Origin of the sequence: Kribbella shirazensis, from assembly GCF_011761605.1 — a bacterium.
GTDB classification, from domain to species: domain Bacteria; phylum Actinomycetota; class Actinomycetes; order Propionibacteriales; family Kribbellaceae; genus Kribbella; species Kribbella shirazensis.
In genome coordinates, this window is sequence record NZ_JAASRO010000001.1 from 24736 (window position 1) to 41673 (window position 16938).

At 66.0% G+C, this 16938-nt stretch carries 10 protein-coding genes; 1 reads left to right on the forward strand and 9 read right to left on the reverse strand.

Annotated elements, in window-relative coordinates; genetic code table 11:
* From BJY22_RS00110 to BJY22_RS00145, 9 genes are all read right to left on the reverse strand, one after another.
* Positions 1–150, reverse strand: a complete 150-nt coding sequence (locus BJY22_RS00110) for a hypothetical protein (protein WP_167203145.1) — start codon at positions 148–150, stop codon at positions 1–3.
* Between the two features lie 55 nt (positions 151–205).
* Positions 206–3163 carry a helix-turn-helix transcriptional regulator gene (locus BJY22_RS00115; RefSeq protein ID WP_167203146.1) on the reverse strand — a complete coding sequence of 986 codons (2958 nt, stop codon included), beginning with the start codon at positions 3161–3163 and terminating at the stop codon, positions 206–208.
* Positions 3164–3213: 50 nt separating this feature from the next.
* Positions 3214–4470 carry a hypothetical protein gene (locus BJY22_RS00120; protein ID WP_202890929.1) on the reverse strand — a complete coding sequence of 419 codons (1257 nt, stop codon included), beginning with the start codon at positions 4468–4470 and terminating at the stop codon, positions 3214–3216.
* Between the two features lie 193 nt (positions 4471–4663).
* Complete coding sequence (locus BJY22_RS40910) at positions 4664–5071, reverse strand: DUF262 domain-containing protein (protein WP_202890930.1); 408 nt, start codon at positions 5069–5071, stop codon at positions 4664–4666.
* An 89-nt stretch (positions 5072–5160) separates the two neighbouring features.
* Positions 5161–10251, reverse strand: coding sequence for an AAA domain-containing protein (locus tag BJY22_RS00125; RefSeq protein ID WP_167203147.1), 5091 nt, complete (start codon positions 10249–10251; stop codon positions 5161–5163).
* A 217-nt stretch (positions 10252–10468) separates the two neighbouring features.
* On the reverse strand, positions 10469–10867 hold the full coding sequence (locus BJY22_RS40915; protein ID WP_202890931.1) for a hypothetical protein: 399 nt from the start codon (positions 10865–10867) through the stop codon (positions 10469–10471).
* 98 nt (positions 10868–10965) lie between these two features.
* A complete protein-coding gene (locus BJY22_RS00135) occupies positions 10966–11667 on the reverse strand; it encodes a DUF4352 domain-containing protein (RefSeq protein WP_167203148.1) in 702 nt (233 codons plus the stop codon).
* A 108-nt stretch (positions 11668–11775) separates the two neighbouring features.
* Positions 11776–12141, reverse strand: a complete 366-nt coding sequence (locus BJY22_RS00140) for a hypothetical protein (RefSeq protein WP_167203149.1) — start codon at positions 12139–12141, stop codon at positions 11776–11778.
* Positions 12138–14612 (reverse strand): AAA family ATPase, encoded by a 2475-nt coding sequence (locus BJY22_RS00145; protein ID WP_167203150.1) that lies wholly within the window; start codon positions 14610–14612, stop codon positions 12138–12140. Before BJY22_RS00145 ends, BJY22_RS00140 begins: the two co-directional genes overlap by 4 nt.
* Before the next feature lie 119 nt (positions 14613–14731).
* Here BJY22_RS00145 and BJY22_RS00150 point away from each other — a divergent pair, with 119 nt between their 5' ends.
* The gene (locus BJY22_RS00150) at positions 14732–16843 is read left to right on the forward strand and encodes an N-6 DNA methylase (RefSeq protein WP_167203151.1); all 2112 of its coding nucleotides are present in this window, start codon (positions 14732–14734) and stop codon (positions 16841–16843) included.
* The last annotated feature ends 95 nt before the right edge of the window (positions 16844–16938 follow it).

Here is a 16938-nt window from a genome sequence, read left to right on the forward strand (position 1 = left end):
CTAGAGGGGCTGGTACCGGTCCCGCTGCTGGTGGTCGTCGGCGGTGTCGCTGTCCTGCTCCGCGGAGGGATCGAGCGGTACGTCCGCGTCGGAGCCGGTCTCGTCACCCGCGGGTTCGTCGCCGACGGGCTTCCCGGTGGCTTGGGTCATCCCGTCATGCTGCGGGTACGGCCGGACGGTCGCTATCCAGCGGATACGTCAATAATCAGGATTCGTCCGTCGGGCCGGATTCTTCAGCGAGTACTCCGGCCTCGACGGCGGCGACCGCCAACGCGGTCCGCGAGGTCACCTTCAGCTTGCGCATCGCCGACCGCAGCTGCTGGTCGACGGTGGCCGGAGACTTCGTCAGGATCCGGGCGATCTCGCGGTTGGTCTTGCCCGCGACGACCCCGCGGACCACCTCGAGCTCACGGGGAGACAGCGCGTCGCCGTACCCCCGGCGGCCGCCCCTCCACAGCCGAGGCATCTCGGCGCCGTGGTCGCGGAGCCGTTGCGCGACCCGGTCCGCGTCACCGCGGGCACCGAGCCGGAACAGCGGCTCGTAGATCTCGGTCAACAGGTCCTGCCCCGCGTCGCCCCGGTCCGACGCGAGGAGTGCTTCGGCCTGGCGTTCGCGGGCCAGCAGAGCGTCGTACGGCCGCGGCAGCGCGTCCCAGGCCTCTGCGGTGCGTGCCCACCTGACCGCTGCCTCGTCGTGATCGCCGGCCGCGGTCGCCAGGTCCGCCAGGCACGCCGCGAGCGCTGCTTGTGGTGCAGGCGCGTGACGATCACGAAGTCCGAGCGCGAACCTCTCGGTCAAGTCGGTTGCCTGCTTCACCTGTCCTGCGGCGAGGTGCGCGGCAACACGCGCCGGCGCGAGGTCCGTCGCCCAGACCCAGACGCCCTTCGTCTGGACCGTCTCGATCGGCTGCTGCGTGATCTTCAGCGCGCGGTCGCTGTCGCCGTCCGCGAGCCACAGCCGAGCCAGCGCCGCTGCCGCCTCCATGGTGTCGTCGACCGCGCCCAACCTCGCGGCCTCGTCCAGCACCAGCTGGAACTGCTCTTCCGCGACCCGCCGCCTACCGGCGGCAGCGGCCAGACGGGCCGTCAACCGGATGCTCGCCCGGTAGATGCTGGGCCGGTCCGGGTCCGCCTCTGCGAGCGCCATGGCGCGCGCGGCCAAACCTTCCCAGCGGCCGGAGAACCAGTCCAGGTTGGCCAGCTCGAGAAGCACGTTGTAGCGCAACCGGGAAGCCTGCTCGGACTCGGCGAGACCCAGCGCGACGGTCAGGTGGTGAGCTGCCTCCGGATACCGGCCCCAGACCAGCGCGCCGGTGCCGATGTTGGCGTTGATCCGTGCCACGTCGAACCGTTCCGCCGACGTCGTACCGTCGGTCGGCAGTGTGGACACGAGGTCCCAGGCCGCCTCCTCGCCGAGCATCAGCAGCGCCGCCGCGCGGTTCCCGGCCAGCGACAATAGGTCGGGCGCCAGGTCGACCTTCGGGGCGAGCTCGGCGGCCCGTTCGAGCCAGTACAGGTGCGTCGCGGCCGGCCACGGCCCGGCGTACGCCCAGCCGAGAAAGGTCATGGCCTTCGCAGCCTCGACAGGGTCGTGGTCGAGGTCTGTCACCGCCTGCTCGAGTTCGGTGAGGGCAGCCTGCGCCTCGCCCAGGTTGATCAGCAGCCGACCGAAAGGGTTGCGGATCTCGGCCTGCTGGCGAGCCGTGAGACCGGCCGACGCGAGTACCTCGCGCAGGGTGCGGACGATACGGCCGTGCACCTCGTCGACCGAATCCTTGCGACCCAGTGCCGCCACGGCGGCCGTTCGAGCGATGCGTGCTGTGTCCGGCTCGGAGAGGTCCGCGGTGGAAAGGAGGTCGTCGAGCAGCACAACCGCGGCGGTGTGGTCACCGGATGCCAAGGCACGCTGCGCGGCCTGTTCGGAGTACCGCATCCACCGCTCTGTCTCGCCCGCCTCCCTGAAGTGGCGCGCGAGTTGCGCGACGGGCGGCCGGTCGAGGTCCTCCAGCGCTCGGCCGGCGCGTAGGTGGAGGATGCGGCGCTCGGTCAGGGGGATCGCCTCGTACACCGCCGCAGCGGCGAGCATGTGCCGGAACCGCCACCGCCCGAGGTCGTCGCCGACCACCATCCCTGCATCGACTGCCTCGGTGATAGCTCCTTGGCATTCCTCGGCCGACACATCGGCGGTCGCAGTCAACGTGACCTCGGTGGACGGCTCGGAGAGGGACGCCAGCGCCTGGAGTATCCGCTGCGCAACCGGCGACAGCCTTCCGACCCGCTCCCGCGTCGAGTCGCGCACCGTTGGCGGCACCTGCAACTCGCTGAGGCTCAACCGGACCCACTGCCCCTCGCGGAACACCAGGTCCGCGCGGTCGCACATGAGACGCACGGACTCCTCCACCGCCAGCGGCAGGCCATCGGTCCGCTCATGCAGGAACGTGCTGAACTCGGCCGACATCGGCTTACCGTCCAGCATCGACGACACGAGCGACGCAGTCTGATCCTGGTCGAGCAGCGCCAACACCACCCGCAACTGGGTCACGCCGGCTGGCAGGCGGGACGACAGCCGCAGCAGCAGCGACTGGTCGTCCACCTCCTCGGGACGGTAGGTGACCAGCAGGTTCGGTCCGCCGCTCTGCTGGCGGGAGGTGAGGAACAGGAGGAACTCCAGGGTCACCTCGTCGGCCCAGTGCGCATCCTCGACGACCAGAAGCTTCACGTGCAGCGCCCGGAGCAGCTCGGCGAGCGCCCGGAACAGCCGATGCCGGGCGGCCTTGGCATCGTCCAACGGTTCAAGAGCCGGTGGCAGCTCGGCAGCCCACTCCGGAAACAACGGCCGCAACGCCCCGGCCAACTCGGAGAGCTCGACGCCAGCCACCGAACGTCCGAGGAACGCGTCAACAACCGGCCCCAACGTCAACGACTCCCGAAGCGGCGGACAAACCGCCATCAACACATCCCGCCGACGCCCAGGCACCTCCCCCATCCACTCCTGCACCAGCCGACTCTTCCCAATCCCCGCCTCCCCCTCAACAAGCACAACCGCCGGCCCCTGGGCCAGTGCGCCGGTCAGGGCCGCAACCTCCCGCCCCCGCCCCACAAATGCAGGCACCCCAACAACCGGCGCCCCCTCCCCAACAACACCCGCCCTGACGAAGCCCATGCGCGATCTTCAACCGCCAACCCCACCACACGCAACCGAAGAGCTGCTTTCTAGACGACCAGGCCGACGCCAGGCTCCTCAACCGGCTCGTCTTCGGGATCCTCTTGCTCGGACTCGAACGCCTGCGATGTCTCGGTTCCGCCTTCGACCGCCCGGGCATCGATGTCGTGTGCCACCGACTTGCCCATCGCGCCTTCGATCAGGGCACACAATGCCGCTCGACGGGCCACGAAGAAGTCAAGGAACCGGTCCTCACGCAGGGCCGCCACGTCGACCTGGTGTGCGGCGATGATCGCGTCGAGCTCGGACACCGGGATCCCTACCTGGGTCTCGAGGCTCTTCAGGTAGACCGACGGTGCGTGCCCGCTGAGTTTGATGTTGGTCTTCTTCGCCAAAGGCGTCTTGTTGACGATGCTCTCGCGCAGCTCATCGTCGATGTTGTTCTTGAAACACCACGCCTTCGGGAAGATGTGATGGATGTCGACCTGCATGTCGAGGAAGTGCGCCTTGTCGAACGGTTGGTTTACCAACCAGTCCACCGTGCTTTGCGCCATCAGCAGCGCATAAACGCCCTTGTAGGCCGCCGAGTTGCGGGTCCGCATCGAGTGCAGCCGTGACTCAACGAAGCTTGCGTCCTCGATGGTCTTCGGGCGCTGCGTCCTGTCGTCGTTCGACCGTGCCCAGGCCGGCACCTGCTCGAGATCACGAGCGAACCGACTCTCGATCGCGGCGCCGTACAACTCGCCAAGCACGCCGCACCAATACCACTGACGAAGAGCCTTGTGAACGCCATGTACGTCGGCATCTTCGCCGAGGACGACCTTGATCGTCGCCAACGGCACGAGCTGCTTCGGATACGGAACGTCGGACGCAGTGTGGATGTGCTGCGAGTCAAGGAACCCGGCCACCCACTTGAGTGCCTCTCGGACCTTGGGCGCCCAGGTCAGATAGTCGGTCAACTCGAGCCGGAGGATGTCTTCCTTCTTGGCGGTCGTCGCCGTCGGACCGTGGTACGACGCGAGCAGGCCGACGGCCTGCAGGAAGTCGGTGTTCTCCAGCCCAGCCAGCACTGGATAGGTCGACAGGGCCTGGTGAGTATCGCGCCAGTCATCGTTGAGCCTGAAGTCCACGCCGTGGGTGTCGTAGTACGCCTTGTCGCCAGCAAAGGTCGCCGTCAGCAGCTCGAAGACGTTCAGCGCGAGCCCGCCAGTATTGACCTTCTCGAAGACGGTCGCCACCGCGGACTTGCTGGTCGACGTGTCGAGCTCGATCGCCGGGATGTTGTACGTCGATGCCGGGCCGACCACGTTCGCATGGAACTCCGCACCGGTCCCGTCCTGCAGCGCGAACAGCCACGTGACTGTCTCCGCACCGCCGAACAGCAGCCGTAGCGGGAAATACCCGTTCTCGCGCTCCTTGTCCTCATCGGACAGATCAAGGTCGATGTCCCTGCCGAAGTTGCTCCGGACGACACCATCACCCGGCACGGAGATGATCGCGTCATCGAGTCTGTCTTCGCCGGCGAGGGCCGTCTTGATGTGGACGTAGTAGCGACGACTCAGCTTCTTGCCCCCGACTGTCCTCGGTCTCGACCACGCCGGTGCCGGTGAGTGCCTGCGTCAGAGACGTCAGCCGTTGCTGACCATCGAGCAGCAGCCAATCCGGCTCCGTCTCCTCAGCGAGCGTGACACCTTCGACTGGGCGCGGCTTGAACCTGATCTGATCGTTCCCAGTCTTCAGCAACATCAGCACACCCAGTGGATGTCCACGCAGGATCGTCACGAGCAGCTGACGAATCCGATCGTCCTCCCACTTGTACCCCCGCTGGAAGTCCGGCAATTGGATCTTCCCACCAGTGGTCCACTTCAGGAACTCGCTCAACTCATAGAGCGGCGTCTGAAACCCCATCCGTCCTGCCTTTCCGAACTCCGGTGCGCCCGAGCGTGCCCCTCCCACGAGGCCGGGCCGAACAAAGCGACGACTGCCATGCATAGAAGTCAGTCCTGGATCTCGACCACTTCGGCCTCGTGGATTCCTCGCGGAGTCTCAAACTGAACTGTGTCCCCAGGCGCGGCACGCTCGAGCGCCTGAGCGAGGTCGGTCAGAGGGCTGACGGCTGTCGCGTCTGCCGGAATCCAGTCGGCGTGCGGGACAATGCTCACGACCAGCCGTTCGATGTCGTTCTCCCCCTGATGGCGAATTCCGATGATGCAGCCAGGTGTGATCCAGAGGCCTCCACCGTGCGTCGCCTCCACAACGGACTGCGACAGCACACGACTGAGGAAGCTCAGCCGGTCTTCCAGGTCCTCACGCTGCTGTTCGCGGTGCGTCAGCTCGACGGCGTGGGACCGCCCGTCGACTGCAACGATCGGCGGCGGGTCGGCGAGCCAGCGTTCAATAGCCGCAGACTCTTGTAACACGCGGTTTCGTGCCGCAGCCGAGAGCAACATCTTGCCGTTGCGGAATCGCTGCGGCGGGTCTGCCACGGCTGCTTGTGCGTCGACCAATGATCCCGTCGACAGTGGGGCGTCGACCACTGTGACTACGTGCAGGTCCGCATGCCGAGCGATGCTGTCAAGGGACTCGTCCGCACTCTCGACTGGCACAGCTGAGACATTCACCTCGGTGTGTGTCTCATCGACAATCGCCAGGTCGTCCACCATTGGCTGGATGTCGAGCGTCTCGAGCAGTTGCCAGAGCGGCGCGAGGGCTTCCTGTGGATCCCGGAAGAAGGTACTGCCGCGGACGCGCCAGAACGTCCAGCCGACCCGTTCGAGGTCCCGCTGCCGGGCCGCGTCACTCTCAGCGGTCTCGGCGTCGTGGAACGCGTCGCCGTCACATTCGACCGCAAGGCGTTTCGTTCCACCCTCGACAACGAGATCGATCCGGTAGCCGCCAACCTTGACCTGCGGCCGGACACGGAACCCGCGTTCGCGCAGGGCAATGAACACCCTCTGCTCGAAGAGGCTGTCGAATGCCGAGTGCCGCCGGTCCGGCATGACTTGGCCGATGTCGAGTGCATCCTGCTCGACAGGTGGCTTGAGGAGATATTGCAGGTAGCGCTGTCGCAGATCCTTCCCGGACAGACCGCCGGGCTGCACACTGTGGAAGAGCCAGACCTGATCCCGTGCCCTCGATGCAGCCACGTTGAGCCGCTGTTGGTCCGACTCCTTGCTGAGAGTACCGATCCGAACAGGACCGGTGGTGGACTGCAGACTCGACACCATCGACATGAAGATGACATCTCGCTCGTCGCCCTGGAACGCTTCCGCGTTGCCAGCACGCAACCTGCGTTCCTCAACTGCTCGGACGCCGAGCACATCCACCAGTCGCTGGATGATCAGCCGGTCCTGGCTGTGCCCCAGGAGCGTGATGACCCCCATAGTCTTGCCGTCGTACGCCGGATCTGCGCAGCACTTCTCGATCTGGCTGACAATCTCGTCAGCCTCGCGCTCATTGACATAGTCACGCGATCCCGAGACCACCGCACCGTTGATGTACGTCGTCCGCAGCGGAGGCAGCCGCTCGGCACCGTATTGACGCAACGGCACGAGCTCCCCGCGGTAGCACAGGTCGTTCGAGAAGCCGATGATCTCCGGCATGCAACGGAAGTGCTCCCGCAACATGATCCGTGAGCCGGACATGCCGACGGCCTGATCGAAGAAACTGCTCCGCGGCCCGAACAACGAACGGTGCTCCAGCGGACCCAGATAGCTGTCCAGCAAGGTGAACACGGCCTCGAGATCCAGGCCGACGTTCGACGGACTGACCTGCTTGTCGTCGCCGACAACCACCATGCGAGGCGCGAGCCAAGACAACAGGAGCCCTTCGGGGCCGGACTGGCTTGCTTCGTCGACGATGACCACGTCGAAGATGTTCGGCCGGTCGACCGGGACCGTATCGAAGACCCGATGCATCGGCATGATCCAGGCAGGAACCGCGCTCTGGCACTCCTGGAGGTGCCTGCGCGCATCCTCGCGATATCTGTTCGCGTACTTGCCGGTGGCCTTCCCGATCTTGCGCACCGCCTGCGAATACATCTTCAGGTGGGTCGACTCCCGTGATGTCATCCGTTGCAGCGCGTAGACCCAGCCGCGGTTAGTCGCAAGCCGCTTCAGTGCGACCTGGACGTCGTCCGTCGCCACGTCGAGGCGATCCCGCCACCGCTGCTCGGCCTCGGGGTCGTTCTTGTCACGCAGCCGCTTGTCCCAGACCGACCATGCCCACGCCTCGATCAGCTTCGGAAGCCGTTCGTCCCAGATCGGGTCGGACGCTGTCTCCTCGATCCGAACCGCGAGGACCGGGGCAACCTGTGCCACACGGTTGCGTGCGCGATCAAGCTGCTCGAGAACTGTATTTGCCGCGTGTGTGGTCTCGAACGCGTGGAATGCGGCACGATACTCAGCCGGATCCCAGCGCCCGAGCGCCTCGGCCGCCTGGCTCACCGCCGAGACGGCACCGACTGCTGCTTCGAGGTCGGCCAGCAATTCCTTGGTGCGCTCCGTCCTCGCCTGCACATCGTCGTGCAAGGACTGCAGGTCCACTGCGTCCAACGCCCTCTGCAAACGAACGAGTCCGTCGCCTTCGCGCAGATCGATAGCCGGCATCGCGGCGACCGATTTCAGTCGTTGGTCGAGTGCCGACACCGCATCGGCATACGTCAACACCTGCCCCAGGACGATGTTCTCATCGATCAGGACGGCAATTCGCTGTTCCTGTGGCCCGAAAGGAGGGTGGCTGTACCCCCAGACGTCTTCCAAGCGGGAGAGTTCAAGCTCCGCCATTACCCGGCCACGCGCTGGTTGCAACTGCTCCAGACCTTCGATCGAACGACCGTTGACCCGGACGGATTCGAGGAACAGCGCTGCAGCCTTCGCGGCCTTGGAGCGTCCGAGCAGACCTTTGATCTTCCCGCCGTTGGCGAGGTGTTCCTCCAGCGTGGTGACCTGTCCGACCGCATCGGCGAGTTCCAGTCGCTCAATCCCTGTGACGAGCGAGCCACCGACAGCCTGGAGCCAGGACTGCGCGCCACCGATACCTGCAGTGGTCGCCTCCAACCGCTGCCGCCAAGTACGCTCGCGTCCACCGGTCACGTCGCGGACGGCGTCTGCAATCCAGGGCTCAGGTCGGCGGCCGAGATCCTGGCGTCGCCGGGTCAAGTCCGTGACACCGAAGCGGATCTGGTCACGTTGTGCAGCATCACATCTCATCAGGGCCGCGAACTCGTCCGTACGGCGTGCATCCGCCAGCTCTTGCGCCCGTGCCGTCAGCTCGGCACGACGTTCTGCCAGGTGCTGGAACTCGGCGGGCTGAACGATCTCGCTCAGGTCAGGTACGCGGCCACTGAGCGCACGCAGCTCGGGGGTTGCCCGTCGGAGAAGTTGGAGGTACGTCGCTACGTCAGCAACGGTCAGTGGGAGCGTCTCGTCAGGGTCTTTGTCGAACCACCCCAGGGTGTCCTGCTCGTCGGCCAGTCGCTGGGCGATCTGTTGCAGCGTTCCTGAGTAATCGCCAATATCCCGCCCATAGACGTACGTCTCCCGCTCGCGGATGCTGCGAAGCTCGGTTACAGCTTCCTGCTCGCGGGCTCGCGCGTCGTCGAGCTGCCCTCGTAGTCGTGACTCCTCGCGTTCTGACGCCTTCGGATTCGCGCGGTCAGCCTCCGTCAGAATGGTACTCACGGATCGCTCGAGATCGGCTTGGCCCTTGCCTGCGTCGTCTGTGACGCTGACGCAGAGGTCCCTGATTTCGTCCGGGAGCTGCTCCTTGAGAACCGTCAGCGCTCGAGTCGTCGTGCTGGTAACCAGGACTCGCTGGCCGTGGGCCAGCAAGTCGCTGATGAGATTGGCGATCGTATGTGTCTTTCCGGTCCCCGGTGGGCCCTGGACCACGACGGTCTGATGGTCGGACAACCGCTGCCGGATCTGCCGCTGCTCGTCGTTCGCCGGCTTCGGGAAGTACACCTCGGTATCGGCGTACGCCGTCTTCCACAGACCGTCGTCCGCCTCTGAGACACGGCCATCGGTGATTTCCGCGAACTGCCTTACCCCGGACGGCACGTCTGCACCGGCTCGTAGCTGTGCGATGATCTGCTCGCACGCCGCGACCAACGATCTCTTCGTGCGTTCGCGGAGGATCAGCGCCGGCGCGAAAGTGACCGTCGGCTGGCCGTCGGTGCGGGTGGCTCCAGACGACGGCTGCATTCCGGGATTGAACGCAGCATCCGGACCAGCACCGTTCACCCAGGTGCGCAGCACCCCCGCAATCCCGTCTGGCTCGGGCGCCCACGGGTCGTCGAGGCTGTTCAGGCTGGCGCGGATCGCCTGGCGTACCTCGTCGGAGGCCGTGTCGGCAGGGGCCAACATGTCTTCCTCGAGCACCGGCGCCCTTCCGTCCGGCGACGGAAGTACCGTCAGTCGCCCCGAATCGAGGTCGAGCTCGATCGAAGCAGGCATGGTGATCAGATGACGCTTCACGTCCTGACCACCCGACCGCGACACCAGGCACCCGAATCCGACGACGACCTCGTACGTCTCTGCGAGCGCCTTCGCGTCCTGGTAGGTCTCGTACAGGTGGTGATAGGCCTCCGCGACAGCGGCACGCGGTCTGTCGTCCGCTGCCCAGGCCTGCCATTCCGGAGCCCATTCGCCCAGCACCGACTCGACCTCGGGGTGATCCTCGAGCAGCAGCTCCTCGGTCTGCGTCTCGTGGTCGCCCTCAGGCGTAACAACCTGGACAGCCCGTGCCGCCCGACGGCTCAGCGTCGGCACAGTCTGGGACGAGTCACGAAGCGATCGCTCGGTGATCCAAGGCCGGACAACATCCGGCGGGACCGGTGGAGCGATCCGCTCGACCCGATCGATCGCGAGCCAGACACCAGGCTCATCGGTCCCGACCCCGAATCGGAGCGCCTCGGACGTCGGCAGCTGCCCCAGCCACATGACCGCGCGATAGGCATCCACCGAACGCACGACACGTGTACGAAGCTGCTGCACCTTGACCAAGTACTCGAAGATCCGAGCTGCCCGATCGTTCAACGACCCGTCGGCCACGGTTCCCAGCGGCGCACCAATATCCAATGACCCCATCGTCTCTCCCCCCGGGCACAACCCGCTCCCTGCATCGTCAAGGCCGTCAGAAGCCCGCCGACCACGCCGGCACGACCCTCCTCACCGACGACATAGGAGGGGCAACCCCTCCTATTGATCGCTATCGGGTCCAGACCGTTACATCCGCCCCGCCCAGCTTCAGCGAGTAAGGAGGCCGAGCCATCCGGGAGCAAGCAGATCGGGTCCGTGCGCCCCTCTACTCGCGTTCGCTTGATCGGCCGATTGGCTCCGGATCGTCGAGGGCATGCTTCATCGCGTCGTGCAGCTCCTGGATCGTCCGGTTCACGTCTCCGTAGTACGCCGCTGCCTCCGGATCCAGGTCCTGCTCCTCGTGCTCCGGCTTCTGGGAGTACAGCAGCTCGCTCAGGACCAGCTCCTCTGCCTGGGCCCGGGCCGCGTTCAGCCGGCCCGTCTTTGCCAGAAAGCCCTCACCCGGTCGATCCGGCCCAGCCAGCTGGGGCGCCAAGTCGACTACTCGGTCCTGAATCTGCTCACCCAGGTCTCGGAAGTACTCGGCTGGGTCGTCCAACTCGGCATACCGCGTCGGCAGGTAGTCGCGGAAGTAGGCCATCGCCGTCGTCGCGTACCGGTTCATCGTTGCGCTCCAGATCCGTCGAGAGTTGAGCAGGATTGTTGCAGCCCGCAGGAGACCGGCTTCCTCCCTCCTCGAAGCCGGTCTCCTGGCCATGGACTTCAGCTCGACAACTTGCCCTCGAAGTGGCTGCCCTCGTAGTCCCAGCCGGGCGCGACTTCGACCTGAAGCGTCGAGTTGACGTGCGTCTTCGGAATCGCGAAGCCGTACTTGGCCGTCTTCTTCTTGCCCGGCAGTATCGAGCCCTCGAACCCTCCGCCCAGGTTCTGCTCGGAGTCGAAGACCGACTCGGCCTGGTCCCCGTTGGGTCCGCTGGCGAGTTTGACGTCGACGAGGCCGGTGTCGAACGTGTTCGAGGACCCGTTCTGCAGCGTGACCGTGACGACGACTCCCACGTCGCCCGGCTTGCCGCCGGCGGCGTACTGGCTGATCCGGAACCTCTTGACGCTGGTGACCTGGACCTTCATGCCGTCGCTGTAGTCGAACCACTGCGTCGCCCCGACCTTCGCCACCTGGTCTTCCTCGGTCGGCGTCGCGGACGGTTCGGCGCTGGCCGGCGGCTCGCTCGCCGGTTCGGACGGCTGGGTCGCGGGCGACGAGACGGCGGGGGCTTCGGCTTTGGTGGCCGTGCTGTCCTTCGCGGCTTCGTTCACTCCGTTCGCCAGTACGGCGACGCAACCACCTGCGAGCAGGACGAAGCCGACGGACAGCACGATCATCGTGTTGCGCACGACGTGGCGCTTCTTGCCCGGCCGCGGCGGCAGACCAGGCTGATACTGCGGTCCTTGCTGGTACTGAGACATTCTTGTCCCCCCAAATGAGTTGAATTGTTGAGTGACGAGAGCGGAGCAACCCCGATGGTGGGACTTGAGGTCCGCACGTTGAGGCGGCGCCTGCCCGCTACTCCGTGGTCATTTCGGCGCGCCGGCGGCTGCTGCTCTCATCGCCGCGAGATCCACGACCTTCGAGTGCAGGTGCCGTAGCTCAGAGATCGTCGGCGAGAGCTCATACGCGTGGTGGTGGCAGGCCCGGCTCAGGGCGTTCCATGAGTACTCCGCCATCCGGTTGAACCCCGTCTGGTCAAGTGCATGCAGTACTGCGAGCCTCGATCGCATCCGGACCGGGAACGGCATCGGAGCGATGAGGAGTTCGCAGTAGGCCTCGATCTCGGCCTCAAGTGCCTGCCTGGTGAGGAAGGCCGCGATCCTGATCCACCGCGGCGTCACTGCCTGCTGGCCGTCCAGGATCGCCTGGGCATACTCCAGTTCGCTGGTCACTTCCGCTGCGCCAGGATGTCGTCTACCGTCCGGCGGAGATCATCGACCGCGCCGGCGGCCGAACCAGTCAGCCCTTCGTGCACACCCTTGCGGCAGATGCCCAGCGTTCGGCTGCGGTGAACGGCGCTCTGCCACCGGCCGAGGTTGCTGGTCGGGTCACCGAACAGGGCGAGCGCAATACGGTTGCTCGTCGTCCGTGCCGCGTCCCATGCCGACTCAACATCGTGTCGGCTTGTGCCCCCAATGAGCTGTCTGGCGAAGTGCACCTCGTGTGCGGCGGCCTCGACCGCCAGCCGCACATACCCCGGCACCGCCTTGTCGATCACCGCCTGAGGAACGTTCTCGTCTGCCAGCAGCTCCCGAACGTCCGCGATGTATCGCCGGGCCGGCGACTGACAAGCGACAACCTGGACCTTGGAGTCGACGCCGCGCTCGACCTGGACGATCCTGGCCTCTGGCGCTGTACGGCGTACCGACTCGGTCAGTCGGTCATCGTGCGAGAACACGATCACCTGGCGATCCTTCGCATACTCGACGAGGACCTCGGTCAGACCGTCGACCTTCGCTGGATCCATCGCCTGGACTGGGTCGTCCAGCACGACGAACCGCAGGGGACTCGCCGGCATGGCTGCCCTGGGCAGGAACAACGCCATCGCAATGGCGTTGAGTTCGCCCTGGCTCATCACCGGCAACCCCGCAGTCGGCTCGCCGTCGACACGAGCGGCGAGGTTCACGGTGCCACGGTTCCGCTGACCCGACAGGGTGATCGCGTCGAGGTCGATGTTGCTCTCCTTGCGGAGGTGACTCCAGATCCACTTGGCCTTTTCGGCGAGTGGTTCGAGCCGCTGGTTGCGCAGCTTCTCGGCGTTCGCCTTGAGCCAGGTGTGCGATGCCTTGGCGTCCCGCAGATCCTCGGAGCTTGCGTCGGCCGTGCGCCGAAGCTTGACCCACTCCAACACGTCCGCGGCAACTTCCCGCCAGCTGTCGTCCCGTTCGCTCAGCTTGGCCGCGGCTTCGTCCCGGAGCCGGGTCACGACGTCGACGACGGTCGCGATGTTCGTCGCGAGGTGTCGGGCCAACTCCGTGTCTGCGTCGGGCGCGTCCCGCCAGACCTTCAGTGCAATCCGCGCCTCGCCGAGAGTTGTCAGCTCCAGGTCGTCAGGCGCCGGCAGCTCCGGTGCGGCGATCAGACCGCGAGCCGCTGTCCGCCGTACAGCGAGGTCGTCGCGAGCGGAGCGAAGTGTGGCGACAGTCGCGCGGCCCGTGGCCACATCGGCCTGAGCCCGCTGGTGCCACTCGTCGTCGAGCACGTTACCGCTGCAGACAGGGCACGCCTGGTCGCCGTGCTGGCTGTGGAACTGCAGCGCCATTTCGAGCATCCGACTCCGGGCTTCCGCATGAGTAGACGCTTCGTTGGCCAGCTCCGCCAACTGCTGCACGGCCTTCAGGAGTTCGTCGGAGGCGGCCTCGACCGCCTGCCTGTCGGGCATCGTCATCTCGCTGAGGGCACGAAGTTTCTCGCCGATCCCATCAGCCGCCACGGTGCCGAGCGCGATGCTCGTCACGAGCTCCAGGTCGGGCTTCTGCTTACCAAGCTGGACGGTGACATTCCGCGCCCGGTCGTCGTCGACGTTCTCCAGCCTGCCCTTGAGCGCGCTCTTCGCTGCGCTGGCGTCGTCCGAGGCGACCTTCAGGTGCTTGACCTGAGTGTTGAGGCGGGTGATGCCGTCCGCGATCTGGTCGAGACCGAGGATGCTCTCCAGAGACCGGTACAGGTCGGTCTGTGTTCCCTCGAGGCGCTGACTGAGTTCGTCGTACGAGAGAATCGGACGGTACAGCTCGAGCGCCTCTCGCCAGCCGAGTGCACCGACACCGGAGGTCCGGGGTTTGCCGTGCCGCTGAGTCCAGACCTTGCCGTCGTCGAGGCCCCCGTCGTCGGCCCACTCGACACCGATTTCGGTGCGGCCGTACCCCTCCTCGGCAAGTCCGATCCGGACGGATGTGCTCTGCACGTGGTGCAGGTTGCGCCACGAGTTCGTCCAGAATGGCTTCTTGCCCTTCCAGCGGTAACTCTCGCCGGTCAGCGCGAACTCCAGCGCCTCGGAGAAGCTCGACTTCCCGGAACCGTTGCGTCCGGCAACGACGGTCAGCCCGGGACCAGGAACCAGGTCGAGGCGAGCCTCCGCACCGATCCCGCGAAAGCCCGACACCGTGATGGAGGTCAGGAACGCCCCGACCGGCTCCGTCTCCGTCTCCGTGCCGACCGTCGTTGCCGGCTCATCCGCGAGGCTCGACTCGCCGGTAGCGCCGAACTCGTCCGCGAGAGCCTCGTCGCTCTCCAACGCGGCGAGAACCAGCATCTTCTGACGCTCGGTCAGCGTCAGATCCTGATCGGCCAGGGCCACGACGGTGTCGATGACCGACGCGCCCCCCTGCGCAGCCGGCCGCTCGTCGGCCCTATCGCTTGTCATCTTCACAAACCCCCTCATCTCCGTGAACGAGATCATGACATCAGTCTCTGTGAACATTGTCAACAGACCTATTTCACCAAAATGTGTACACGGACGGTTTGATCGACTAGGGTCAGTGCATGGAACGGGACCAGGAGGTGGCGATGGATCGAGCGGACGCGGAGAGCGCCGAGGGCGCCACGGGCACTGTGTCTTCGGTCGGCATCGCGCGTCTCGCGGGTGTCGGTCGGGCCGCGGTGAGCAATTGGCGCCGGCGGTACGCCGACTTTCCGGAACCCGTCGGGGGAACGCCGACCAGCCCGTCATTTGATCTCGCGGCGGTCGAGCAGTGGCTGACAGCGCAGGGCAAGCTGCCGGAGGTCAGCGCTCCGGACCGCGCATGGCGGGAGATCGCAGCCGCGTCTGGTGGGCCAGATCTGGGTGGGGCGCTGTGGCTGGCCGGCTTGATGCTGTTCCACCGATCAGTCATCGGCGAGGTGCCGAATGCCGTTCCTCCGCCCGGATCGCTCGCTGCGTCGGCCGGCAAGGCGGGTCGTAGTGCCGAAGAACTGTTCCGGGAGCAGCTGCCAGACACCTGGTTGCCTCGGCACCTGGTGGTGCTCTCTGCCGCTGCGGGTGTGGCCGGCGACCCGGCCGAGACCTTTGAGCGCTTCTACAGCCTGTATCTCAGGGCCAGGGGTGCGACGTCTGACTACGTGACGCCGGTACGCGTTGCGCAGTTGATGATGGCCTTGACCGATGCCGCCGACAGCATGTCGAGCCCCGACCAACCAGTCGCCGACGTCATGGACCTCGCCTGTGGGACTGGATCGCTGCTGGTGGAGGCAGTCCGCGTCGGTCGCGACGTACGGATTCTCGGTCAGGACCTCGATCCAACTGCAGCCTGCATCGCGCAGGTCAGACTCATGCTCACGTCAAAGCTGCGGTCGGCCGTCATTCGGACAGGGGATTCGCTGCGGGCGGACGCGTTTCCCGGGGAGCGTGTCGATCTCGTCGTCTCGAATCCACCGTTCGGCCTGCAAGACTGGGCTGACGATCAGTCGGCCTTCGATCCGCGGTGGGAGTACGGCGGTCTGCCGCCGCGAACCGAACCCGAGTTGGCGTGGGTGCAGGATGCGTTGGCACATTTGCGCCCCGGCGGCCAGGCCATCCTGCTGATGCCGCCAGTGGCCGCGTGGCGGTCAGCTGGTCGGCGGATTCGCGGGGAGCTGCTGCGTCGTGGCGTTGTGCGAGCCGTGGTTGCCTTGCCCTCGGGTCTTGTCCCAACAACCTCGGTTGGTCTGCACCTTTGGGTGCTGCGACGCCCGGCCGAAGGGCAGGTCGCCGATCGTGTGCTGATGGTCGATGCCTCCCGGATGGAACAAGCAACAGCGGAGGCAGTGATCGAGCTCGCGGTGCCGGCTTGGCGGGCTTACGACTCGGATCCAGCGTCGGTGGACGAGCGGGCCGGACTCGTGAAGCTCGTTCCGGTGATCGACTTGCTGGACGAGGAGGTTGACCTCACACCTGGTCGACACCTAGCCGTGCCCGACGACGAACAACGTGATCCGACAGAGCTGCTGGCCTCGGGCAAACAGGTGCTCAAGCGTCTGCGCGAAGTCGCGGAGAATGTGCCAGCACTTGTTCCCGCGGATAAGCCTGCGTTGTCGGAGGCCCGCGGCCTTTCATTGGATGAGCTCGTGCGCACCGGCACAGTCGAGGTCTTCCGCGGGTACTCCCGAGTGAACGTCGATGCCGAAGGTGCATCCGAGCCAGGTGTCACGGGCGGAGACGTTGTCCGCGGCGGTGGACCGAGTGGCCGGGCTCCGGGGACCGCAGTACGGATCGAGGCGGGCGACGTCCTCGTGCCGGCAGTCGGGTCGTCCGTCGTCGCGCGGGTGGCGACGACCGAGCAGGTCGGCGTACTGCTTGGTCAGAATGTCAGCCTCATCCGAGCCGATCCGGCGAGGGTCGATCCGTGGTTCCTCGCGGGCATGCTGACCGCACCGACCAACCGCCGGGGAGCGACGCGTCAGTCATCCGGCACGCGCGACATCGTCCGGGTGAACCTCAAGCGCCTGCAGGTGCCGTTGTTGCCGATAGACGAGCAACGACGGTACGGCGAAGCCTTCAGGCGACTGGTCGAGTTCGACGCGATGGTGGACAAGGCGGCTGACGAGACGCACCGATTAGTGCAGGAACTTTCCGCTGCGCTGACCCGCGGGAACCTTGTGCCGGAGAGCAGTGCATGAGATGACAATGTGTAGTCGCCAAGGGTTCCGCTGTAACGGTGCGGAGCGCGCGGGCGATCGAGCTGATGAGACGAAAGACCGGGAGAGGGAATCCG